This window comes from Alphaproteobacteria bacterium, from assembly GCA_016722515.1.
Taxonomy (GTDB): Bacteria; Pseudomonadota; Alphaproteobacteria; order Rickettsiales; family JADKJE01; genus JADKJE01.
Genome location: JADKJE010000006.1, coordinates 15,343 through 38,409 on the forward strand (window position 1 = coordinate 15,343; position 23,067 = coordinate 38,409).

At 43.9% G+C, this 23,067-nt stretch carries 32 protein-coding genes; 4 read left to right on the forward strand and 28 right to left on the reverse strand.

Features of this window, described 5'->3' with window-relative positions:
* Positions 1 to 16: 16 nt before the first annotated feature.
* From IPP74_12350 to IPP74_12420, 15 genes are all read right to left on the reverse strand, one after another.
* A complete protein-coding gene (locus IPP74_12350) occupies positions 17 to 313 on the reverse strand; it encodes a hypothetical protein (protein ID MBL0320059.1) in 297 nt (98 codons plus the stop codon).
* Between the two features lie 84 nt (positions 314 to 397).
* Complete coding sequence (locus IPP74_12355) at positions 398 to 715, reverse strand: hypothetical protein (GenBank protein ID MBL0320060.1); 318 nt, start codon at positions 713 to 715, stop codon at positions 398 to 400.
* 369 nt (positions 716 to 1,084) lie between these two features.
* Positions 1,085 to 1,495: a hypothetical protein gene (locus IPP74_12360; GenBank protein ID MBL0320061.1), complete on the reverse strand. Its 411-nt coding sequence runs from the start codon at positions 1,493 to 1,495 to the stop codon at positions 1,085 to 1,087.
* A 169-nt stretch (positions 1,496 to 1,664) separates the two neighbouring features.
* Complete coding sequence (locus tag IPP74_12365; GenBank protein ID MBL0320062.1) at positions 1,665 to 1,940, reverse strand: hypothetical protein; 276 nt, start codon at positions 1,938 to 1,940, stop codon at positions 1,665 to 1,667.
* Positions 1,941 to 1,951: 11 nt separating this feature from the next.
* Positions 1,952 to 2,446, reverse strand: coding sequence for a hypothetical protein (locus IPP74_12370; protein ID MBL0320063.1), 495 nt, complete (start codon positions 2,444 to 2,446; stop codon positions 1,952 to 1,954).
* 48 nt (positions 2,447 to 2,494) lie between these two features.
* Positions 2,495 to 2,674: a glycoside hydrolase TIM-barrel-like domain-containing protein gene (locus IPP74_12375; GenBank protein ID MBL0320064.1), complete on the reverse strand. Its 180-nt coding sequence runs from the start codon at positions 2,672 to 2,674 to the stop codon at positions 2,495 to 2,497.
* Positions 2,625 to 4,403 (reverse strand): glycoside hydrolase TIM-barrel-like domain-containing protein, encoded by a 1,779-nt coding sequence (locus tag IPP74_12380; GenBank protein ID MBL0320065.1) that lies wholly within the window; start codon positions 4,401 to 4,403, stop codon positions 2,625 to 2,627. Before IPP74_12380 ends, IPP74_12375 begins: the two co-directional genes overlap by 50 nt.
* Positions 4,404 to 4,695: 292 nt before the next feature.
* Positions 4,696 to 4,839 carry a hypothetical protein gene (locus IPP74_12385; protein ID MBL0320066.1) on the reverse strand — a complete coding sequence of 48 codons (144 nt, stop codon included), beginning with the start codon at positions 4,837 to 4,839 and terminating at the stop codon, positions 4,696 to 4,698.
* 63 nt (positions 4,840 to 4,902) lie between these two features.
* Positions 4,903 to 5,838, reverse strand: coding sequence for a nucleotidyl transferase AbiEii/AbiGii toxin family protein (locus tag IPP74_12390; protein ID MBL0320067.1), 936 nt, complete (start codon positions 5,836 to 5,838; stop codon positions 4,903 to 4,905).
* Positions 5,810 to 6,226 carry a hypothetical protein gene (locus IPP74_12395; protein MBL0320068.1) on the reverse strand — a complete coding sequence of 139 codons (417 nt, stop codon included), beginning with the start codon at positions 6,224 to 6,226 and terminating at the stop codon, positions 5,810 to 5,812. The genes IPP74_12390 and IPP74_12395 overlap by 29 nt, the downstream gene beginning before the upstream one ends.
* Before the next feature lie 79 nt (positions 6,227 to 6,305).
* Positions 6,306 to 7,160: a DUF2163 domain-containing protein gene (locus IPP74_12400; GenBank protein ID MBL0320069.1), complete on the reverse strand. Its 855-nt coding sequence runs from the start codon at positions 7,158 to 7,160 to the stop codon at positions 6,306 to 6,308.
* Positions 7,157 to 7,759 carry a DUF2460 domain-containing protein gene (locus tag IPP74_12405; protein MBL0320070.1) on the reverse strand — a complete coding sequence of 201 codons (603 nt, stop codon included), beginning with the start codon at positions 7,757 to 7,759 and terminating at the stop codon, positions 7,157 to 7,159. The genes IPP74_12400 and IPP74_12405 overlap by 4 nt, the downstream gene beginning before the upstream one ends.
* The gene (locus IPP74_12410; GenBank protein ID MBL0320071.1) at positions 7,759 to 10,131 is read right to left on the reverse strand and encodes a phage tail length tape measure family protein; all 2,373 of its coding nucleotides are present in this window, start codon (positions 10,129 to 10,131) and stop codon (positions 7,759 to 7,761) included. Before IPP74_12410 ends, IPP74_12405 begins: the two co-directional genes overlap by 1 nt.
* A gap of 286 nt (positions 10,132 to 10,417) precedes the next feature.
* Positions 10,418 to 10,864, reverse strand: a complete 447-nt coding sequence (locus IPP74_12415; protein ID MBL0320072.1) for a hypothetical protein — start codon at positions 10,862 to 10,864, stop codon at positions 10,418 to 10,420.
* Positions 10,857 to 12,128, reverse strand: a complete 1,272-nt coding sequence (locus IPP74_12420; GenBank protein MBL0320073.1) for a hypothetical protein — start codon at positions 12,126 to 12,128, stop codon at positions 10,857 to 10,859. The genes IPP74_12415 and IPP74_12420 overlap by 8 nt, the downstream gene beginning before the upstream one ends.
* Before the next feature lie 67 nt (positions 12,129 to 12,195).
* Here IPP74_12420 and IPP74_12425 point away from each other — a divergent pair, with 67 nt between their 5' ends.
* Positions 12,196 to 12,435, forward strand: coding sequence for a type II toxin-antitoxin system RelE/ParE family toxin (locus IPP74_12425; GenBank protein ID MBL0320074.1), 240 nt, complete (start codon positions 12,196 to 12,198; stop codon positions 12,433 to 12,435).
* Entirely contained in the window at positions 12,428 to 12,739 is a 312-nt protein-coding gene (locus tag IPP74_12430) for a helix-turn-helix domain-containing protein (protein ID MBL0320075.1), read from the forward strand. The genes IPP74_12425 and IPP74_12430 overlap by 8 nt, the downstream gene beginning before the upstream one ends.
* Before the next feature lie 241 nt (positions 12,740 to 12,980).
* On the opposite strand, the gene IPP74_12435 is transcribed toward IPP74_12430, so the two are convergent.
* Positions 12,981 to 13,334: a hypothetical protein gene (locus IPP74_12435; GenBank protein ID MBL0320076.1), complete on the reverse strand. Its 354-nt coding sequence runs from the start codon at positions 13,332 to 13,334 to the stop codon at positions 12,981 to 12,983.
* Positions 13,331 to 13,621 (reverse strand): hypothetical protein, encoded by a 291-nt coding sequence (locus IPP74_12440; protein MBL0320077.1) that lies wholly within the window; start codon positions 13,619 to 13,621, stop codon positions 13,331 to 13,333. The genes IPP74_12435 and IPP74_12440 overlap by 4 nt, the downstream gene beginning before the upstream one ends.
* A 307-nt stretch (positions 13,622 to 13,928) precedes the next feature.
* Between IPP74_12440 and IPP74_12445 the strand changes: the two genes are divergently transcribed.
* Both IPP74_12445 and IPP74_12450 read left to right on the forward strand, forming a co-directional pair.
* On the forward strand, positions 13,929 to 14,168 hold the full coding sequence (locus tag IPP74_12445) for a type II toxin-antitoxin system Phd/YefM family antitoxin (protein MBL0320078.1): 240 nt from the start codon (positions 13,929 to 13,931) through the stop codon (positions 14,166 to 14,168).
* Between the two features lie 3 nt (positions 14,169 to 14,171).
* Positions 14,172 to 14,558 carry a type II toxin-antitoxin system VapC family toxin gene (locus IPP74_12450; protein MBL0320079.1) on the forward strand — a complete coding sequence of 129 codons (387 nt, stop codon included), beginning with the start codon at positions 14,172 to 14,174 and terminating at the stop codon, positions 14,556 to 14,558.
* Between the two features lie 12 nt (positions 14,559 to 14,570).
* Here the strand turns inward: IPP74_12450 and IPP74_12455 are convergent, their stop codons facing one another.
* Genes IPP74_12455 through IPP74_12505 form a run of 11 tightly spaced genes read right to left on the reverse strand, consistent with a single transcriptional unit; the run spans position 14,571 to position 23,034 of the window.
* Positions 14,571 to 15,005: an acyl-CoA transferase gene (locus IPP74_12455; protein ID MBL0320080.1), complete on the reverse strand. Its 435-nt coding sequence runs from the start codon at positions 15,003 to 15,005 to the stop codon at positions 14,571 to 14,573.
* Positions 14,998 to 15,651, reverse strand: a complete 654-nt coding sequence (locus tag IPP74_12460) for a hypothetical protein (protein ID MBL0320081.1) — start codon at positions 15,649 to 15,651, stop codon at positions 14,998 to 15,000. Before IPP74_12460 ends, IPP74_12455 begins: the two co-directional genes overlap by 8 nt.
* 6 nt (positions 15,652 to 15,657) lie before the next feature.
* Complete coding sequence (locus IPP74_12465; GenBank protein MBL0320082.1) at positions 15,658 to 15,975, reverse strand: hypothetical protein; 318 nt, start codon at positions 15,973 to 15,975, stop codon at positions 15,658 to 15,660.
* The gene (locus tag IPP74_12470; GenBank protein ID MBL0320083.1) at positions 15,972 to 16,193 is read right to left on the reverse strand and encodes a hypothetical protein; all 222 of its coding nucleotides are present in this window, start codon (positions 16,191 to 16,193) and stop codon (positions 15,972 to 15,974) included. Before IPP74_12470 ends, IPP74_12465 begins: the two co-directional genes overlap by 4 nt.
* Before the next feature lie 8 nt (positions 16,194 to 16,201).
* A complete protein-coding gene (locus IPP74_12475; protein ID MBL0320084.1) occupies positions 16,202 to 17,236 on the reverse strand; it encodes a major capsid protein in 1,035 nt (344 codons plus the stop codon).
* A 4-nt stretch (positions 17,237 to 17,240) separates the two neighbouring features.
* Complete coding sequence (locus IPP74_12480; protein MBL0320085.1) at positions 17,241 to 17,615, reverse strand: head decoration protein; 375 nt, start codon at positions 17,613 to 17,615, stop codon at positions 17,241 to 17,243.
* A gap of 9 nt (positions 17,616 to 17,624) precedes the next feature.
* On the reverse strand, positions 17,625 to 18,803 hold the full coding sequence (locus IPP74_12485) for a S49 family peptidase (GenBank protein MBL0320086.1): 1,179 nt from the start codon (positions 18,801 to 18,803) through the stop codon (positions 17,625 to 17,627).
* Positions 18,787 to 20,310, reverse strand: coding sequence for a phage portal protein (locus IPP74_12490; protein MBL0320087.1), 1,524 nt, complete (start codon positions 20,308 to 20,310; stop codon positions 18,787 to 18,789). The genes IPP74_12485 and IPP74_12490 overlap by 17 nt, the downstream gene beginning before the upstream one ends.
* Entirely contained in the window at positions 20,304 to 20,531 is a 228-nt protein-coding gene (locus tag IPP74_12495; protein MBL0320088.1) for a hypothetical protein, read from the reverse strand. Before IPP74_12495 ends, IPP74_12490 begins: the two co-directional genes overlap by 7 nt.
* A 12-nt stretch (positions 20,532 to 20,543) precedes the next feature.
* Positions 20,544 to 22,541 (reverse strand): phage terminase large subunit family protein, encoded by a 1,998-nt coding sequence (locus tag IPP74_12500; GenBank protein ID MBL0320089.1) that lies wholly within the window; start codon positions 22,539 to 22,541, stop codon positions 20,544 to 20,546.
* Positions 22,489 to 23,034, reverse strand: coding sequence for an elements of external origin (locus tag IPP74_12505; protein MBL0320090.1), 546 nt, complete (start codon positions 23,032 to 23,034; stop codon positions 22,489 to 22,491). The genes IPP74_12500 and IPP74_12505 overlap by 53 nt, the downstream gene beginning before the upstream one ends.
* Between the last annotated feature and the right edge of the window lie 33 nt (positions 23,035 to 23,067).

The window sequence follows — 23,067 nt, forward strand, 5'->3', positions numbered from 1 at the left end:
GATGCACGCAGGATGGTCAGTTCTTTTCAAGGGTGGCTTTTACTTTCAAGCTTTTATTATTATATTCAAAAGTTCCCCACCATTGATCTTGGCCCAAAATATCGACACGTTCAATCATCAGGCTAAAATGATTAATTCTATTTTTCTTAGTATTCCAAAAGTCTCTCAGTTCAAACCATGATTTGCGAGCCACTGTTGTAGCCATGCGTTTAACCGCATATTCATAAAAGTTCAGAAGGTTCTCAACTTCTACTTCGCTACATTTATTGTTTTGGACATCTTCAATCATGGCCTTATAAAAAAGTTTACTCATTGTCTTGTCTCCTTTAATTGGGTTTAATTAACAAGTACATGAATGCTTCTATTTTGGAGTTAATCAACTGAATTAGAACGATTATTAGCTTATTTTTCTATGAATTTTGCTCATGGCCCTTTGACCAAAATAAAAGCTGATAATGCCAGAAAAAATAGCCTGATCTTCTTCTGTCCAAAGCAACCATGGCAGATTTGTCGAGAAATGCATTACCTTAACCGTGGCGTATAAGATGAAGAAACTGTAGGCAATAATCGGTCGTACCGTCCCATTGAGTGCATCTACCCAGCCGATGCCTAGGCTATAGGTCTTATAAAGTGCTTGGGTTTCAGCGATCTCAGCCTGAGTATTTGTTTCTTCAAGCTTTTCCTTCCGTTCCTGTACCTGTACATCCTTCTGTATATTAAGTAGCGTGATTTCATGCTTCTTATTCGATGCATCTTGGAATAGCTGGATTAAATTAGGAAATGTTGCGCTAATAAAACCAAGCAGCGAGCTGAGCAATGTAATCATAAAATTCCCTTAATTGTCATGAGTTTGAAAATAACTCCACCCATGCCGGGTCATCAGCACGGTGGAAGTCCACCACATAACGCGTTCAATACTGGTCTAGTCGCTGTTCGAGGGATTTATAACGTTCCGCGCACAGGGCGACATGCATATCGAGGTGTTGGGATTCTTGTTCTTGGGTCATGGCTCCTCCAATAAAAAGCCACTGCCCAAGTTTGATTTATGGTAGTGGCTTTGGTTTGGTTGTTTTGGTGTTAAAGATTAAAGGCTGGCATATCCTGCATAGCCCCGTCCGACGGTGGATGAGAGCTGTACATTGACGGTAACGTTATTTTGTATCTGTCCGAAGTCACGGATTTTGTTGCTGGGTAGTGTAAGTTGCGGTAGGTGAAACAAGACCAGAAAGGTGCGTTTTATGGCATTGCCCAGCATGATATCCACCTCGTATCGTTCTGATTCCTCAAGCGGGATATCTACCCCATCACGCCAATCACCACCAATACGTGTCCGCCGTTTCCAGCTAATGATGAGATCGCCATTGTAGGAGGTTGCGGATTTGCTGCTATATGTACGGGGTGAATAAGGCTTTAAAGCCCGTGCTGAATAAGGCAAAGTCTTGTGGGGAGGCTGCAAGTGTAGAACCAACGTTACCAGCCTATATTTCTTATTCATACCCCAGTTAGATGATGCCATAGGCTCACGGGAACGCTGCTAATAGGATGAAACGCTCACCAGCACCATGAGTGCCGACTGCCCACCGTACCAGTCGTCCACGTAGCAGATTAGAAAGACGATATTGATTAGCATCCACGAGGGTCGCTGTTTGAAACTGGACAATTTCTCACCAATCACACATACATTGGCACCATTCAGTACGGCGAGGTCGGTTAAGCTCGCGCACTAACTTAGTGGATGTAATACGCATCAAATAGGCAGCATTGTCCTTGGTAACGGTTATGACATCGGTGGGTTCAAGCAGTGCATATTTGGGAGGTACTGAGAACTGGTATTGTGTACGCCCAACCCACGCATTATAGAGGGAAATATCTGCCACAGATTTGGCTTCCTGGTCGTTGAGCACAATGGATAAATTGATCGTTACTGTAATCGACCGCATTGACGGTTTGCTCAATGAGGATTTTGTACCTGTTTGTAACCAGCGTTGCGACTAAGATAAATCACATCCACCTGGCGCGGTAATTCCAGTTCTGGGTGGGGAGCGATGAAAGTTTGACTTGCATCGTCATGTAACGCTAATTCATTAAAGTCGATATCGATCTGCGAAGCATTGCCCCGCTTGATAAACTTTAGTATCCCATCTGATTCGACCATGTCAAAGAAATAAGCCATAGCCAGCTGTTCAAGGCAGGCACGTACGGTTTGGCGGTTGGTGATAATAAACCCTGAAACAATGTCATTTAACCGGCTGATATCAACCATTGTGCTATCGTATCCCACTTTTTTGAGCAGGTTGAAGACGATCTGACCAAGACTTGAAATCCCAAGCTTCCCTTGCACCCAATGGCCAGTTTTCCAGTTGCCTCCATCAGCCCAGACAGAATTAAGGTCAGGAAAGAAAGGAAAGGGACGTGCATCCCATGTCCAAATAAATTTCCTGGGCACAAAATTGGCTTCCTCCCATTTTGGCTATTAAGAAAATCAATCGAAGCTTCAAGGGCAGTGCTGTGCAAGGAAATCAACCCTGCCACGGCTGCCTATGGGATAAGAATTTTCAGATGAGTCAGGGTCTGCAAATGCAGCCGGTTGGTTAGAGCATCCATCAACTGAAGGAAAGCCAAGTTCAGAAAACCAAACAGGTTTCTTTTTGGAACCAGGCAGTGGCAGTCGCATTAGGATTGGTGTGCGTACTGTTCCACCAATGCCGAATATTCTTCCAAGCATAGGTAGGTGATCCGTAATTGGTCTTACCTGTACGTTGGGCAGCATCTAAGTAATAATAATCCCAACCTTCATCCTTCGACCAGCCATCATATACTTTCTCATAATCAATCAGTGATTGTGGCAAATCTGGGGTGAGGGGGAAATAGCAATCAATCGCTACCGTATCAATATTCGGATCTGACCACAGTGGATCGAGGTTGTACCAGCCATTGACCGAGTGATATTCACTCCAATTTGCGCCATACATGATTTTTACATTGGAGCCCACGGTGTTTTTTACGGTAGCAGCGAGACTTTTAAGTTGTGTTACGACAGGAAACACCCCTGTTGGGTTCATGTATTGTGTTAAACCCACCAACTCTGAACCAATGATAAAGGCATCGATAATATTCTTCAACAACACGCCATCTACAGTGAGGTTGGCATAATGCGTGATAAATGCATTATACCCATTCGTGCGGGTAAAGAAGCCATTAGCCGCTGCGACATCGGTTGGGGTTATTTTGCCACGCCATGGCTTGGCTTGTGGTGTAATAGTGTCTACCTGTAACATAGGATAAAGCAATACTTTATAGCCACGTGTTTTTAATTCTTGGCAAAGCCTAATGATGCTTTTATCTGTGGGAGTTCCGCCATAAGTAGTGGAGCCATCAGGGAAGACTAAGACATGATGGGCAGTCTCGCGTGTAAACGCAGCCACGGCCCAATCATCAGGTGTAACTTTGGTATTTTGGCTGCCAAATTCAACAGCTGGCTTAATCACACATATAGCTGGATCTAGTGAATCAGCAAACCAGTTGACCACTACGGAAACCCACTCCACATTAGGTAGGGTGGCTTTCAAATTATCAAGTGCTACCAGCACATCAGCTTTGTTATTCAAATTATTCAGATTAAGTTTAATGGCTTTCCCGCTTTGAACGAAATTTCCAGAAGCATCTCGTTTGCCAAGGGCTTTTTCTTGTATGACGGTGTCGTAGACCAGTTCACCAGCTCCAGGGATCAAGGTAATGTCGGTAATTTTATCTTCAAGGTCGTAGGATTTTTTGATGGTACGCCGCACTTCAAAGGTAAAATTAGGGATACGGTTTCCAAATTCTTCAAGTGGAAAGTCCTTAATAACAATATAGGCCATACCTCGATAAGCAGGAGTTTGCCCACCTGAATAAAAGGATGAAATAAACGTGTCCGGTAGTTGAGTTTCATCACCTAGGTAAAGCGTATAATTGCCTTTTATGAGGTTAAGCTGCTTACTATCTGCCCATATACGTATCACTTCTGTAATGGGGCCTTCGCAAATTGAAATTGCCAGTGAAGCTGTGTAACTGTAATTGTTTGTTGAGGTTTGAGAGCCGCCACCGCTACCCTTACCACCGCCTGATGATTGTGTCGTGGTGGTTACATGTTCCTGGATGGGAAGTGACCAGATGATATTGCCAGCAATACGGGCATTACCATAGACCAACGGAATCGCTTTTCCATAGGTGGAAGCCTGTACCATTAAGTCAGTTAAGCGCGAACCTTCCTGATGAATACGTGCATGGTTTCCAAAGATGGAACGATCTACAAAACCACCAATGAAACCACCTATACCACCGGCAATACCAGATAGAAAACTTCCAGCACCCAGGGCTGAGGCTCCTGATTTTGCAGCGGCAGCAAGAACTATGGTTGCCATCGAAACACCTTTACCAAACGTTGTATCCAATCATCATCCAGGCGGTGTTCGACCACTCGCCGTGCCTGTGCTTGAGCATGGATCATTCCCAGCATCCCGTTATAATCTGTGAGAAAAGCTAAATGTTGTGGGTTATCCCTTACGTTGAATAAAGCCAAATCCCCAGCGTTTCCTTCGTTAATGGGAGCTTCATCCAATAAGTCTGTCAGTTTTTGTATGAGATAAGTCCCGTTAGGTTCTCTGGAGTAGCTGATTTCATCATAGCCTGCGAGTGGTTGGCCATGTTTATCTTTTAATCTTTTAATCCTAACTCATCGGCTACCCCAACGATCAATCCTAAGCAATCACAGCCTTTTCCTTTCAGTCGAGCCTGGTGGTGGAACGGCGTGCCAAGCCATGTCCGGGCTTGGGAGATAATTTTCTGATTAGAGGTCATTTGTGAGAAGCTTAAAATAACATTAGGCTATAGGATTCTAAAAAATCACCGACAATGTTAGTTCTAAAAAGAAGTTACTTTACCAATTAATTCTTCTAATGCAGAAAGGGCGGTATTAAAATTGGGAATTTGGTCGTCTGACAATGCATAAGACATGGCTCCAACAAACCGGTTATATTCGTCCTGATAAAGTTCGTCTTGTTTAAATTTAGTGATCATTATATTCAATTTTTCGATAAGGGACTTCTCGTTGAAAGCCGGATCTCTTGACCTGAGCTCGTCGTTTTTTATCGAATCCTTTGCCATTGCTGAAAAATCCGGCGACACAATAATAAGTTCTTTAAGTTTAGCAAGATCGTGCAGATGTCTCACAATAGAAGGATCATCATTTGCCGAACCTCGATTCCGCTCATTGACCCTCCAGGTCAGTGCACTTAATTTATCTGCCGCGATTTCTACAGGTTGAACGCACCCTATTTTTTCAACTTCTGGGACACGTCCAGAAATCTCTGTGAAAAATGAAGCAACGGATCGAATACTTAAAGGCATTCGAGGTTTCTTCATGACAAATTCTATTTTGATATGAGGCCTAAGGTTAGAGGGTCTGTCAAAATAAGTCTCATAGTCCATCTCAATCACAAAATAACGGGATTTATCGGACGTTTTGACTTGTTGGTCTTGAATAGACAAGCCATCTTGTCTTAATTTTTCTATCAGGCCTCTTTTATAGCTTGATCGTTCCCTTTCATTGAGGTCATCCTTGCCTTCTACCACAAAATCGATGTCTTCTGAAAATCGTTCAATCTGATGGTATGCTTTTGCGAGTGCGGTTCCACCCGAAAAGGCAATGTGGAACCCTTCAAATTCAACTTGGTTAATAGTTCTGATAACCTGTGTGACAAACCAATCCTTTTCAGCAAAAGCGGGATCGGCCAGCTTCTTAATCACGACAATCTCTTCAAATTCTTCTTTACTGGGACGGCCTGCTGTAATGGACATAGGTTCCTTCATATCCTATTTTTCTGACTACCCTACTTTTGACCTCGATCAGCCTTCCGGTAGGAACTTGGGTTGATTTTCCCTCGTTATAATCGGATTCAAATTTAGAAGAAGCCATCTTGACTCCTAAACGCATGAGGGCTTCTTTTGCAAGTACAGGTAATGGTTTACTGGTTATGGGTTTCCCGGTCAAGATAGACTTCTTCAAACGCGTATATAAACCATAGCCAATTTTTGCAATTTTACCTTCAGATACCAATTCTTTCAAGGCTCGGCCAACTTGGTCATATCCCCCTAGGTCATCAAAATCTTTGCGCAGGAAAATGTCCCCTTTTTTAAGGGAAATCCTTATCCATATTCTATCTTTTATATTTCTTTTTTTTATCATATATTTCAATATATTAGAATAACAAAAATAAGACATATCTATAATACAAATATACGACATTTTTTAGTGATAGTCAACCCTAATTTTGTGACACTGTCGTCGCTGCCGTGGAAAGCATCCTATCCATCCCTGGTACATAAGGTTCCCCACGAAAATTCACAGCATTGTTGAATAGGTTTGCGCAAGTGCCTATAGTTTTGTCACACCCTGCAATGGCGTTAAAGGTGTCACCGACCTCTATGTTATTTGGCATAGGCAACACCAATGTGAATTGTGCATTAGCAAATTCTTTAATCTCCATGCGGCGTCCAGCATTGCTTCCCGTAAGCCACTGGATTTCTCCACCAGAAAAGTAACTTGCCGATTGAGTCATACCGTTGCAAAGAAACACCTGGCGACTGATGATGGTATTAACCGTTCCTGCCACTGTATAACTGGGTAGGTCTGCTTTACAGCGTCCATCTCCAAACACAGCACGACATGTAGGACTATAAAGCTCAACGATATTCTGTTGAAGTTTCTGAGCTAACCCACGTACTTCAGCCATAAACTGGCTGTTTTTTAAGCTTACTTCACCTAACCAACCACGTCGATGGATAACAATGCCTTGTGTTAAGTCTGTGACATTTACCATAAAAATAAGAATTTCAGCAAAATCATAAAGGCCGGCCATGATGTCGGCTTCGGATATGGTGGCGCTATCAAGGATACCTGCCACATCAAGATTATCGACAGAAAATCTATCTTTGGTTTCTACGCTGGTTGGTGAAAATCCTGTCGCAGCCTTATACAGAATATGGTTGATGATAAGATCCGAGGTATGATCAGTAAATCCCATAATGGTACCGTTGGTCAATGTCAGCTGCCAGCAAATCGCAAGGCAAGTGACTTCTCCTGCAAGATGTGCGGCCATAGTGGTTGTTGCTGTTCTCATAGTCTTATCTCCACAATAGTAATGGAATCCCACACAAAAATGCCAGGGGCATCAGCACGCACAGCCAGAGCATCAGTATCAAAGCGCACTGGCACGTCAAACTCAAAATCGCTACTGACAATCACATTGTTTGCGGGGGCGGTATTGAATATTACCTGTCCTGTAGTGGTATCGAATGTCATACCAGAACTTTGCAGCACTCCGTTTAAGTAAACTTTGATTTTGCCAGCCACGGGCTTTTTGATCTCTCGCACATAGGTATAGCCGCCACTGGTATAAGTCTTGATAAGTTGGAACACAGTTTGTGTGCTATTACCGGAACCAAGTATTTGCCCAACTCCCTGATAATCACTCCAGTCTTTAAAACGAAAGCCATATGCTTTACCAAACCTGGCACGAAAGAAAGCAATCACTGTTTCCATGTCAGCTTTGATTTTTATCCCAGTAGATACATCCCAACGACCACGGGCTTTCTGCCAATTGATATTACGCTGCTCAAAGCCGGAAAAAGTGGTGCTAATACTGGTATTGAATTCCGCTCCACCGCTTGCTCCATAAGCAATTTTGGGTGGGAACTGGACTTCATGAAATGCTGACATTATCCGTTCCTTGCATTATGTCGTTGCATCTCACTGGCAAACTTCGACATGATTTGCCCTTTAGAATCTATGAAGCTCTGGGCGTTTGGTGTTGAAATATTAAAGGTTACATTCATACCGCCCACTTTTTTATTGCGCGGAATCACCGTTTCACCTTTTTGCAAGATGGCTGGAAATTCATCCGGCATCAATCCATTATGAAAGCGTGGTGCACCGGCAAAAGCAAAGGCAGGTAGGGAGCGATTTGAAGTCATGGTTTCCCCAACAACACCGCCTTCGTGGAAAATGCTACTGAATAGGCTTCCAAAAATCCCACCGCCTGAACTGCCACCACCAAGGAAACTACTTAAACCACTTGAGATAGGACCCGTGATATTCTCTCGGATAAAGGATCGCATAATGTCCTGTTCAATGCTGGTAACCAAACTGCCTAATTTCTTCATGTTGAATTCACCGGAGGACACTATATCCACGAGTGAGTCCTCGATTTTGTTAGCGGCATTGCTAAAGACACGTTCGGAATTTTTAGCTGCATTGCTGACTTCATCAGAGTATTTCTTGAGTCCACGTGCAGCACCATCAGCCCATTTATCGCTATCGAGTTGGGATTTGTCATAGATTTCTTTTAGCCGAACGGTATAAATCTGCTCAATCAGTTCAATGTATTTCTGGTTCTCCTGGGTTGTCCCGCCTAAATCTTTAATTAATCCATCCTTCCACTCATCAAGTGAGAGTTTAGCTTGTTCAAATGAAGGTTTGGTTTTTAGGATTTCATCATTGATTTTCTTGATGGCTTTCTCATGCGCATCTGCTGCCTTTTGCATTTGCTGTTGATCAAACATCTGGTCAGCGAGTGCTTTTACTTCCTGATGGTTTTTAGAGCTGGCATTGGGGTTAAGTTTGTCGAGCTCTCCTTGCACGAATGAAGAACGTCCACCATCCTGCTTTTGTTTCAGTTGTTCTACACGCAGCCGTTTTTGCAGGCTTTCAACGACTTTATTATTAGCCTCGGCTAATCTGTTAGCTTCTTCGGCTTCTTTTTGGTTTATTTTATCCAGTTCAATTTTTTTGAGTTTGTCTGCCAATGCTAGCCGCTTTTCCACATCGGCCTTATTGCTGCTATCGTCTTGGAGTTGTCCGCGGATGCGTTGTTTAAATGTTTCAGACTCAGCGATGATTTTATCGCGTTCTGTTTGGGTTTCTTCTCTGATTTTTTTGTTGAGGTCTTTTTCGATGGCAAGCAACTCTTCAGCACGTGTTTGTGCTTCATCTCTCCTTGCCTTATCGCGTGCTGCGGTTTTGTCTGCAGTATCTTTGGCAATTTCAGCTTCCAGTTCACCGCGCTGCTCTTTGAGTTTGTTATAGAAGGGATTCTCAACCAAGCCAAACAAAGTATTAGTGCCAGCACTTTGCATCAATTGCATGCGTTTGTTAAGATCCGCCAATTCCTCTTCGGCCAGGGGACGGACGTGCATTCGCATTTTTTCAAAGACGGAGGTTAATCCATTTAGGATGTTTTCATAGGTTTTAGAATCCTCAATATTAAGACCAATAGCGCGGTTTAATTCATCCAATGCGTCTTTGAAATGTTTAGTGGCACCTGTAACACCTTGGTTTTGTGCTGCTGCTGTTCCACCTAATTTGCTTTCCAAATATTCAAGAATTTTGGCTTGGGCTTCATGTATCTGTCCCGATTGGGCAAGTGTTTTGATTTCCTCCTTTTGGCTTTCGGATAATCTGACATTAGCACGTGCCAGTTTATCTAGGCCATTAACAGGATCATCTAGAGCTTGGCCGAGTGTGCGGGCAGCTGATGTAAAATCCTTTTGAAAGACATCAGACAAATCAGCGGTTAGTTTGGTGGCTTCTTTGAATGTATCGCCGTGTATATGACGGAAGGTAAGCAAAACTGCTTCAACCTGTTGAACATTTTCTGAAGTAAGGAGTGTCGTATGCTCCATTTCTTCGGCAAATTCAGTGAGTTCTTTTTGAGTTAAACCTACTGTACCGCCAGTAGCTCTCAATAATGCTTCAAGCCTGCGTTGTGCTTGATTAAATTCCTCAGCAGCTTCAATGGCATTGTGTATTTCAAAGACAATAGCACCAATGCCAGCTGCAGCAGCAAGACCAGCAGGGTTGATTCCTGATAAGATACGACTGATTGCTCCTCCGTGCTCAGCAAATTCTTCAAATCCACCCTTAACTTCATGCATAATGCCATTAAGGATTTTTAATCCATCGCCTGTGGGCTTTGTGGCGTCATGAATTTTCTTAATGGCACGCTCACCTGAATCTCCTAGTTGTTTCATGTCGCGTTCGGCTTTATCTCCTCCTTCAAAAGCGACACGGATGGCAATATTTTGTACGGTCATGATTCTTCGTTATTGCGATGGCTATTGATACCTGTGACCATGCCGCTTTCGGCATAGGGCAAAAGTTGGATAAGGAGAGGGAGGTCGTAATAGAGTAATTCGGCGATCTTCAGGACAGTGTTTGCATCAAACCCTATCACTATTCCAGACGGGGCAATGCGTAGCTGACTTTGACTTTTACAGACCAGATCCCATAATTGCCAGCCTGGTAGGGTTTGGGGTTCGTTTTCGATGTAAGGACAAAACTTACCTTCAACAGCTTCTCCACTTGCGCATGCTGCGCCCGCTATTTTGCACTGGTGACAGTAGCTGGCACCGCTTCCAAAGTGCCATTCACAGCGGGCGCGAATACGTTTCCCTCAGTTACTATCAGACTCATCTGGCTAATATAGGTTTTGAGGAATTCATCAGCGATAACCCAGATATCAAGCAACTGCTCAATATTGATGTCATTCACTTCAGCTGGGGCATCGCCATTTGCTTTGAAGACATTTTCCCATTCAAGGATGGCAAATTTTCCCAGTGCATTAACTAAAAGGCTTTCACTCAACCCTTTGCGAAGTGCATCATTGGTGACATCTGTTTCTCCACGATCTACCATCTTATTATAGTTGGTAGAGGCGGAAGCTTGAGCGGCACTCATGATAGCCGTATTAACAGGTTTGACTTTAACTCTTACGGTTCCAGGCAGGTCAATCCAGTAGGGTTCGGTTTTAAGATTTAGTTTAAGCATAAGCACTCACATCATTTTTAAGGGTTACCGTTGCGGATTTAGATAGATTATCGTTATAGGCAGCTTGCCAGTTGAAGCTGGCCTGCACACCGCCAGGCCCATTTATCGGCATCTTTGGACGAGGTAGATGGACAGAATGGAATGTCCAGTTGAGTAAAAAGTTATTCCCATCCAGTCCTGGAAACTGGTATTGCAGCTGAAGCTCAATGGCATTGCCATTAGTGGCGTCACTTAACAGTGTGGTATCAGCAAAGCGTAGATCAACACTGCCATTGATCGTAATTTGGGTGGGGTCAATAGCGTCAATCAGTGCATCTGGACGAAGGTTAGGGACAATTAGCAGTCCGTTTGAATAGGTGAATTTAGCGCCTGTAATATTTGCCAATGGCACCCCGTTGCGTAAAATTGAGCCGTTGAATTGGCTAAATGGCTTATAGAGTCGAGTAGTGGGGGTTCCTCCACCCGATACGGTATTTAGTGTTTCGCCTTGGGCCATGATTTTAAGAGTTGCCTTTGCGCTGCCACTACGCTGAAAATCCATGTCCATTGATCCTAACATACAGCCGGTATTAACAAAGTATGCTGGGACATTTAGATGTCCCACTTCAGCTGTAAAGGAGGGAAGTGTCGGAATACCACTGATATAGGTATGAATATAACCACCACCCGATAAGGTAGGGCCACTCACCATGCCGTTTGCATGGCCGGAAGCCAGTGTAAAATTATTGCCTGTTGCACCATTGGTTTTGAAGGTAATGTTCAGCTTGCCGCTACCACTGGTATAACTTGCTGGAGTAAGACTGGTATTTGAGGAAGCATTAAGGTCAGTTGCCAGCTGTGTCAATGTGGCGTTAAGGTTTGCGCCAATATTGGTTTGGTTGCCCGATGCACCGCTGGTAACCAATGTCCAGATCACACCATTCAGTGTGATCGTATGCCCTGCGCTTGGGTTGGCAGTAAACGTGATAGAGCCGGTTGCAGCAACACCCACATCCGTTGAAGCACCCATAAGAAACTGTAACCAGCGTCCAAAGTCTCGTGGTTCTACAGCGACCACCAAATCGCCATCGGCTTTCATAACATCCCGAAATGGTGCATGGGGTTCACGACCAAGTCCTAAAACTGCATCGTTTATCAGAGGTTGTTCTGCACCCAGACTACTTGAGAAAAAAGACATTTTCTCATAATTGCCTGACGGCGGTGTGCCGTAAGTGTTTTCTTTTAAGACAAGCAGCTGCGCTGCTGTCCCATAGGAACGTGCCATAAAGATTCTCCTTCAGAATGTTAAAAAGACTATTGGCTTTGGGGCGGCAATGCCGTACCATTAGAGTATGGAAATAATTCGTACCAGAAGCTATGAACGTAAAGCTCTAAGCTGCTTAGCGAGGGCGGCCAGGCGTAGCTCTTGGAAAAGTGGGGGAGTGCGGATTTTATATTATTTTTGGTTAAGTGATAAAGCGGTGTATCTTCTTGATATTTACGCCAAAAACCAGAAGGAAAATATTTCGGATGCGGATAAAAAGCTTCTGAAAGAAATGATTAAAGCAATGAAAGGAGAGGAACATGCCTAGAATAAAGAAGTCGGAACATGACCTTGTGCATGCGGTTCGTGAAATGGCGGCCCATCGTCGTGGAGAACTTCCTTTACCCACCCGTAAAGTAATTCCTCCTAAGACCGTTGATGTAGCATCTATCCGCAAAAAACTTGGTTATAATCAAAAACAATTTGCAGATCATTTTGGATTTGCGCTGAGCGCCATTAAAGATTGGGAGCAAGGACGTAGGCAGCCTGAACGTGCAACTCGGATATTTCTGGAAGTGATTGCGACAGATTCACATGCGGTTGAGAAGGCATTGGCAAGGCTTTCATCATAGAAATCTTCGTTAATTGAGTGGATCAGAGGACATAAAATGAACCATGATTGGTACCATTATATCCAGGGCAACGTATGAGGAATGAATGAAGGTTAAATTAATGATGCCAATGGCTTATGCGGTAGAAGAGCTTTCTGAAGAAACAATTAAAGCAATACTAACTAGCCGATGGACGCTTGTCATAATCAGCTTAACAGTCTACTTGATGATTAATTTTCAATGCCTTATTAATGTGGCTGGATTAAAGCTGAATAGTGGAATCAATGCGGCTATAGTCGGCGTGAAGCATACCATTTTCTCGGTTTAATAAACCTGCTGACTCTAATACGTGCACATCCTGGTAGACACGTTTATAATCACGGTCCATCTCACGTGCAAGTGAAGCAATATTCTTAGCAGGATGTTTATGGATATAACGTAATAACTCATAGCGTCTAGTGGTCATGACGCTAGAAAGCAGATCCCAACTAATGAAAGTAATGTGATGCTCATTTACATTCTCACCACGCTCAGCACGATGCCATGCATCTGCGACACGTTTGGCTACCGCATCAAATCCTTCACCGACATGGATGTTTATGTGTTTATCGGTCATATTTTCTCTCCTCGTATTGCTTCCACATCTGCCTTAAAATGCGCTAGCAGTTTCTCAATGGACTCAAAATGATAAGAGGTTTCTTCATCTTCATAATGACGATGATCCCCTTTTCCTCGTTCGTTGTCATAACCAATAACTCGTCTATTATTTACGATATAAACCATAGAATACTTAAGATTATGCCTTGATGGGGGCACGGGATTCGGAACATGCCATACACGAATTTCTATCAAGGAATGGGTATCCAAAATGACTTTTTCATGTACAAGCAATTTAGCGTCCATATATGTCCTATTATGCCATAAAATTTAAAGATAGGTCATAGTCTGTAGCCATAAAAAATTCGACACTTAAAGGAGGATTGTTTATCAAGCGCCCTATTTTAAAGGGATATGAGAATTTAGTAAACAGGAAATAGTGCAACAACCTGTTGCACTATTTCAAAAACAGGATAATTTTATAAAAATTGCCACATATTTTGATTTTTGCTAGATAACACATGGAATTCTACGGTTGCCGAGTCCTAATGTGCCTATTGACATTTTCTATAATATAGACTAAGCTAAGTAGACTAAGTTTAGGAAAATAGCCATGCATACTGTCAACATTCATAATGCCAAAACCCATTTATCACAGCTTATTGAACAGGCTGTGAACGGGGAGCCTTTTATCATTGCCAAGGCAGGAAAACCACTTGTTAAAGTCGTAGCGCTCAACGCACCAGAACCTTCAGAATTAAAGCGGCTTGGTTTTATGGCTGGGCAAATTTCTGTACCGGACGATTTTGATCAGATGGGCAGTGATGAGATTCTGAATCTTTTTGGGGAATAATGAATGAAATTGTTGTTAGATACGCATTTGCTACTATGGGCATCTGGAACACCAGACCGTTTGTCAGCAGAAGCACGTGCTTTGATCGAATCACCACAAAATGAATTATTTTTTAGTGCGGCGAGTTTATGGGAAATAGCTATTAAACGTGGACTAGGACGAGATGATTTTCAAGTAGACACAAGGTTATTACGTCGAGGATTACTTGATAATGGCTATAGTGAATTACCTATCGCTAGTGAGCATGCTGTCGCTGTAGAGAGTTTGCCTCCTCTTCATAAAGACCCTTTTGACCGTATCCTTGTCTGCCAAGCAATGATTGAGGGTATTACCCTTTTGACGTCAGATCCCTTGGTGGCTGCATATCCTGGACCGGTGAGAAAAGTATAATTCCTTCTGAATTTATATTCCCAGTGGATCGGAGGTCATAAAACGAACCATGACAGGCACCACGGCCATGCGGATGGTTGCGGCACCTTCAATTGCTTCTTCAGTAAATTCAGGTGGAGATGGCTCCATCCATTCGGCTAATCCACCCAGTGTTCTATTGGCATTGATAAGCCCACCAATCGTTACCAAAAGATTATCCAAAGAAGCATCCCTCCTTTGTGCATCTGGGTGTTGGACAAGAATTTCCAAGGTTACATTATGTTCATAAATATAAGCTGTAGGTGAGAGGAGTATTTCAGGATTTTCTGATGTCCCATCACGTAAAATAACAAGGCTTGTTATTTTTTGAGGCTTATCAAGGTTCCTACATACCTTTATCCCTACGTTTTCCAAAGGTTTTAAAGTATTATAAAGCGACAGTATGATTTGTTCGCGTTTGCTAGGCATTTATGTTTACCTCAGGCAAGTTATTAAGCACCAAATGTGATATTTGAGAGCCCCATTTATCCACAACATACTCGATATCAAGGCGTTTTTTAAATGAAACTTGTGGTACAAGGATAAACATCACCACCGTGGCAACCCGTCCTTTACTGATAGCTGAAGCACTTGCTTTCGTAAATCCACTTCGCTTACCACCACGTGCACGTAGATCATCCACAACTAATAGAGAAAAGCCTCGTGGGCGATAAACAAACCTTAGTTTTCCAAAGGTAGTTTCAGGAAAGTTAGACGGATTTATCCGTTTGCCATTGGTGCCTTTTTTAGGTGCCGCTGGTGTTGGGATTGCCAGAAAAAATCCTTTTCCACTTTTTATCGTTACACCATAAGCAAAGGCGTAGATGATATTCGGCGCTTTGGTTTTTATATAGGCAGCAGCATTTAACGATTTCTTGCCTTTAGGATATATTTGCAGACGCCATGCGTTTGCTACTCCTTTACCGAGTCCAGCGGATTCTGTCTGTGATCTTAGATCTTGTTTGATACCGTTGCCCACCTCCGATACGGCATTGGTAACTGCGGTTTTTGCCGCGATCACTTCTGCTGCCATATACTCTTTCAGATGGCCATGTATTGCTGCATTAAGACGCATATTCCTCTATCCTGATTCTGTGGCTTCCACTGTCCATACAAGTCGGTGCAGATCGCGTTTTGGTTCGCTTAATATGCGATACTGTACGCCTCTATATTCAAGAATGTCATCAGCTTGGGGTTCAGCAATTTCCTCTGTTCGCAAATCAAAAAGTACCGTTTCGCTATAAATGCTGGTTTCACCAAGTCCTAAAATCGTATCTGGGCGCTTGGGTATAACCTTAACTTCTATGGCTGATCCATTGGTCGGAATATAAGTTGCTTCCATACCCAGCATACTAAAAAGCACATTGATCGATTTAGAGAATTGTTCTAATGAGCTCATACTGCAGATTCTTCGTTTGAGGGTTGTTGGACATTCTCATCGGAAGGCGATTCAATATGGGAGACTTTTGACTTTGTTTTCACTACTTTGACGGCAAGGCCACGATGGATGAGGTCTTCTGCTTCATCATCATCGATGTCGACCGCCGTTCCAGGCAAAACGGATTCTGCCTTTCCTGGCTTTCCAACCACAAGGGTCGTATGAGATGTGATACGCATTTTTTCTCCTAGTTAACGGTTGCACAAAGACAGGCATTGGGACGATACGGCACTATCAAGGGAGCTGACTGTAAAAGCAGCCAACGTACAGCTGGGTCTTCTTCTAACCATGATTTTGAGAAATAACGTTGTGCAATATATCCAGCCTTTTCATCTTGGATCACCCCGTAACAACGTGTTCCTTCAATCTGCTGAGTACTACCAATAATGACCGTATAATCAGGTAAGATTTTTTGATCATTACCCAGATCATCAACATAATTATCCTGATAAACCCAGAAATCAAAATCACCAATGGAACCAACATAACGTGCCTTATCATTGCCCTGACCACGTACCATAGGATCAATGGAAATGGTGCTGTTCGTTCCACGAAAATACGTCAATAACTTGGTGACCTGGTCATCATTCTTGAACAAACGCCAAGCAAGAGGATCCATAATCACGCTTCGTGGGGCTGCTCCAGATTTACTCTGTACGGCATTTGACCAGTCTTCGACTAAGTCGAGTGGTTTTACGCCTGTTTGCCCCCATCGGTTGCCACCCGTCAATGTCACGGTAAGCGAGCTATCGCGCTGAAAATTCACCACAACAGTTGGATAATTTTCCCCTGTTACCGTTACTTGCCCTAATCGCAACACTTCAGAAGCCATGACTTCCTCACGGCGTGTCAGGTTTTCAAGCTGGTTGTTGAGCGCACGATTGAGTGCCATTTCACGTCGCTGCAAGGGAGAAAGACTACCACCAATGGTTTCACCGATGCTGCGTTTCAGGGGGGCATTAGGGTCAAAACGGCGCTTATCTTTTGCATAAGCAGGTTTGAAACTTTTGGTTTCATACCCTTCGTTGGCCACGACTTTTCCGGCCACAAGCGGTGAGACAAAAGGAGTTAAGCGAGGTTTTGATTTATCGATATCAAAATGGATTTCTTCGTTTTGTTCGGTTTGCATTTGTCCGAAGAAGGTATCAAGTAAGAATGAGGCAGGACGAGGTAAGTACTCAACGGTTTTATTGAGTACAGAAGTCGAGAAAATATCTACCATGGTTTTATGCTCCTTGGTTTTTGGTTAATAGGATGGATTTATCGCGTAAGCCATCCCGTGCACTATTAGCGGTAATGCCTGGCCCAAAAGTTAGCGCCAGCTCGTTAAATTCCCCTGAGAAATAAACAGCAGCCTGTTTGTCATTCAAGGTTGCGTCCGTGTCTTCAGCAAGAATGACATCCGGTATTTCAGATCCATCTGCTGAAGCCGAAGCGCTCAACTTATATTTACTGTTGGCGGTGATTTTGCCGAGTACCGATCCCATGACAAGATTAGTACCACTGGCAATCGTTACGAATCGAGCTACTCGTGGAAATTCTCCTCCGAGTAAGTTATCTGGGGCGTAAGCACCCTGATTTATAAAGCCTTGAGCAGTCATAGTGTTTCCTTATATCTGATAGTTTGCTAAACGTTGAGCGATTAAGTCTGGATCTTCCTCGTCAGGCGTAAAGGCAGAAGCGATCTTTGGATTGCCAAGGTCACGCATAACTTGATCAAAGCTATTGCCTGATTGTTCATTAGTCTTTGGTGCTTTAGCAAGTATGGATGCTGCTGCTTCTTCAGGAAGGTCTGTTTCAAAAGCAAGATGATCAGCAAGTGTATTATGTCCTGAAGACAGAATGTCACTGATGCGCTTGCGCTCATCTGCTTTCGCTTTTGTTTGAATAGTTTCCAGCAGATCGGGATGATCGATGGCCAGTGTTTCAAGATTCATGATGGTTTCCTTTATAATGGGGTTAAACACAAAACCCTGCTTCATTGCAGGGTTTTGTTTTTCTGATAATGTAGTTATGAGTTTTTCGAGTGATCCCAACTTATCGGCTAGTCCTGCTGAAACGGCGTGTTCTCCAATTAAGATGTCTCCTCCGCCGAACCGCTCAAGCACTGTTGGTGGATCGACTCCGCGGTTGCGAGCAACCGTACGGACAAATACTTCCGCCATGGCATCAATGCGTGACTGTAATTTGATACGTCCTTCTTCGCTGCTGGCATCCAGTCTTTTATAGGGGCTTTGTGAAGAGATGATTTCTACGGCTTGTTCAGTTTCCTTGCTACATCGATACACGCCAACAACACCAATAGAGCCAATGCCGGAGGTTTCAGAAACCACTAAGGTATCCGCACTGCTAGCAATCCAGTATGCACCCGATGCGGCATCTCCTGAGGCATAAGCAATGATGGGTTTCTTTCCACGGGCATCATAGATCATGCTGGCCAATTCAGCGCAGCCGTTTACTTCGCCACCTGGTGAGTCAATGTTTAGGATAATTCCGTGGATATCAGGATTTTCAAGTGCAGCACTAAAATCTTTGGCAATGATTTCATAGGAAGAGGCACCACTTACTTGAGTAAACATATTGGCATAACGAAAGAGTGGGCCAACCACAGGAATAATAGCCACCCCATCACGTTCGTTACTGGTACGGGTGTTTTTTAATTCACGTCCTAATTTTGCAGCGACTGCTTCAGGAGTTTCATTCTCCCTGGCTGCGATTTCTAAAATAGTATGAAGGACATCTTCGGTAATGGCCCAAGGTTCACCGGCTGCTTTATTCCATGCTCGCATTGTCTTCCTCCGAATTGTTTTTATCTTGTTTTTGACCAGGGAGTGATTTTACAGCCATACTTGGTGTAAGGTCTGCAGCTGTTAACCTAAGTTCCTGCATGCGTGATTTTTCACGGGCGCGTTGCTCAAGTACTTCTTCCCAATCTAATCCTTGTTGGGCGCATTCATCTTCCAATGTAGAGAGTCCAGCTTCCATCCTGATCTGTGAAGCCTGTGCCTCTTTCACGGGATCAACCCAACCACGTCCAGGACCAATCCATTTGCACCGCGTCCAGGCATTGCGGTTCTGATAAAAATCAGGGGCTTCGATTTTTTTGCTATTGATAGCTTCTTCAAGCCACAACTCATAGACCGGTTTTGCCCAGTAGGTGCCAAGCCATTGTCTACGTCCCATGAAGAATCGCCATGCTTCCAGTAAGGCAGCGCGTGCACTGGAGTAATTGGTTTTAGAAAAGTCCTTCATCAGTAGTTCAAATGGCAAATTGAGGCCTGTTCCGATATGACGAAGAATGTTTTCCACAAATGCACCGTAGCCAGAATTAGGACGACTCGGTGTAAAAGGGGATACTTTATCACCTGGAAACACAGGAATGATGGATCCACCTTCAAGCTTGATCTTCCATTCGTTGCGTGCAGAAATATAATCTTCTAGCGATCCTCCGAACATGGATCCAAATGATTCTGCATCCAGCGGTGTTTCGATAAAAGCTGCAATCATGGCATTGACCACGGCTGCTTGAAGTTCTGAACGCTCATAATGGTCGAGCATTTTAAACATAGGCATGATGGCAGTAAGGATTGGTTTGCCACGGCTTTGTCCTGTGCGCTCTTTATCATGGAGATGCAGAATCTGTCTTCGTCCAAATGGCGTGCGTGCCGGAATACGCTGCCATTCATCTGGTGAACAACTAAAAGGGACATAGACATCACCTGGGTGGGATTTTCTGATCCAATAGGCTATGGGGGCACCGTAATCATCAATCTCAATACCTCCGCGTAGATTCTTGTCATCAGGTCGACCACCAGGATTGCTGAGTCGGTCGGATTCTACCAGTTGGATGACTGTATTGAATGTACCGCCGCGTTCTGGAAGCCATAAAGGTATAGCAATGGATTCACCATTGATTAGACCAGAGCGGAATACCTGTACTGTAAGTCCCGCAAAATTGAGGGATCGTGCAGCATCACAATCCATACTTTCACTGAAACCACGCCATAATGATTCCACCTGGCGTGACCATTCATCTGCCCATTCCTTGTTTTTGCCAAGTACTTTATAGTCAGGGCAGGCAACAAGACGTAGACCGGTTCCCACAACATTGTCTACCAGGGTTTGTATTGCTCCGCTGGCAATACCATGATTACGGGTTAAATCCCGTGATCTAGAAACCAGCGTATTAAGCTCTGGTAACGTATCGGTGTCTGCGGAAAATGCACCAGGCAACCAGCTTGCAAGCTCCCGCGCTGTCAATGATGCAGCTCTGTGTGATGTATCGTTCATTAGAATGCTACTTTAATAATGCCACGCCGTGCATTTCCACTGACTTTATTAATCTCTGCCTTTAAATGATCGATGTAAGCTTTCAGCTTTGACATATCCACCGAGGCGTAGGTAGTTGAACCATAACCCCCTATATTCACATTAACGGCTTGTGCACCAATTAGGAGTTGGTGGTAGGCTTCTTCTGCAGCTGCTAGACGTGCTTGAAGGGTCGTTAAATCGGTCATATAACATATTCCTTATAGATAAGGGTCTTGTGCTTTTGTGGCAGGTCGTTGCCGTACCATTTGTGATAGGCCGGTTTCGTTGGTTTGACTTTCTGGTTTGACACTTACGATAGGTATAAGGCTTTTCCCTAATGCCTCCTCCATTTGCAGCCAGTGTCTTTCCGTAAAACGATCAAGGCCATAAATACTTGCGGCTGCTCTTGCATAGACGCGGCAATCCAGTGCTTCATTTGACTTGGTTGGATCTTTTTCCCATGTTGCTTTGGGAAATCCATGATGCATCCGCACCACTCGTTTTTCTGCAGTCAGTTGCTTAAAATATTCCGCATCATATTCAGGAAAGTGGCAGCTTCCAGGAAGGAATTTTTCCATTGAATCAGTTGGTCGTTCTAATTTCAGCCAACGGTACAGTTCCATCTTTGCTACGGGACCGCTGATGTTCCAAACACGCAAGCCTCGTCGTTTGCCTCCAACATCTGCTTTAGATACACTAAGGATCAAAGCAGTTTCAGTATCACGACCTTTAATGGCAACAACCGTGCGTGGTGATCCAGCACGTGCGCCACTTGCTCCCCAGCTGGCTTGTGGATAATTCTTTACCCAGTTATAGACGTCTTGTGTTGCATAGCCGCTATCAACACTCATGACTCGTATCGGTAATGTGCAACCCCTAGTATGTTGCCAATCACGATCCAGGAGTTGATCTAGTCTTTTCCAAACGTCTGGTGCATTGGTTGACCCTTGAAAGACCTGATAATCAATAGACCAACTTTCTTTGTTGCGTCCCCAGGCAACGATCTCGCATTCAATACGATCCTTTTGAATATCAACACCAGCAGTCAGAAACAAACCACCTTCAGGGATAATACCCATTAGATAATGTTCACGGCGTTCATAAAGCCTTTGCCATTCAGGTGCTTCATATTCTTCTTCAAAAGGTTCACCAAGGACGGTGTTGATGAATCCTTTTAGCAGTTCTGGATTTTTCTGAGCCGCTTCATACATTTCTGCGGCATTGGCCCATGAAAACCATCCAACAGGACTGTATAAAGAGGAAAGGTGATATCCTACGGTATGGCCATTACCAGGATTGCTTGGAACCCAGCGACCATTAGCTAACATGTATGTTTTGTGGTGTTCTTCAATCAATGCCCCACACTCTTCACAGACATAAGCAATTTGATTGGGTTTTCCTTCTGGCCAGCGGAGATTGGCAAATATCAGAGGTTGTTCATGTTTGCAATGGGGGCAGGGAACATGGTAATAACGCTGGTCGCTTGCTTCAAATTCCCTTTGTATCCTGGATAATCCTTTTAATGTGGGGGTACTCACCAGAAGTATTTTTCTCCTGCGCTGAAAGGTGGCTGAACGTCTTTCTGCAAGTAAAATAGGATCACCTTCGCCTTCAACATCACCTGGGTAGCCATCAACTTCATCCATAAATAGATAGCGGGCAGGCATTGATCGCAAACCAACGGCTGAGTTAGCACCGGTCATCACCAATACACCGCCAGGAAATTCTTTGGCAAGGATCGTGTTTCCTGAATCTCTGGAACGAGCGGGCTTTACTAACTCCTTCAGCTCAGCAGTATCTTCAATTTGCGGATCTATACGTTGTTTGGAGTTACGCTTAGCCAATTCCACAGTAGGCGATACTGCCATCATTGGGCCTGGCACCATGTGTATGACATAACCAATCCAATTATTGCCGTACTCAGTTCCACCTATTTGCGCACCTTTCACAAACACGATACGTTGCACTGGGGAGTGGGGCGAGAGATTGTCCATTATCTCTTTTAGATAAGGTGTGCGCTTGGTTCTCCAGCGTCCAGGCTCGGCAGCGGATTTAGAAGAGAGGATTCTGTAGGTATCTGCCCATTGCGATACGGTAAGAAATGGATCTGGCGTTAAGCCCTTGGCCCACTGTTTCTCAATCTCCTCTAACCCATCATAACTTTCAGTCAATGCGAATTTTGAATTCTGCAAGTTCGGATAAATGTTCTCGGACATAGCGTTCCAGTGTCACGTGCATAGTGTGGGCATCTACGCTAAGTTCCGCTGCCATTGTTGATGATATGCGTGCTGGCCAGTTGATCCATGCATCGCGTTCAGTACGTGCCAACTTGTAAACATGGGCTAATACTTTGGCACGATCGATTAATTCACCTTTCAGCTTCTGTAGGCGTATGCGGTTAGTTTGTGCCTTTAATACTTCATTGGCCGTGCGGGCTTGGATGAATGTTGTGCCGCTGCCGGCAACGGGCATGCTGTTTTCTTTTAGCGTTTCACGGACAGCATCAAATGCCATGTCTGGAACGGCTTTAAGATTAGAAGATGAAGGCTGCTGGTTGGTGTTGGTTTGCCATTGGCGATCCGCTTTTGCTGTATCTATGGTGCCGTCAGGTTCTGGTGTTACTCGGCCTGTTTTAATTGCTTTACGAACTGCTGCGTCAGAAATGCCTCTGTGTCTTGCATATGCACGTATTGATATTCCCGGCGTTATCCTAAATCAATTGTTTTCATAAGATTCAACGCA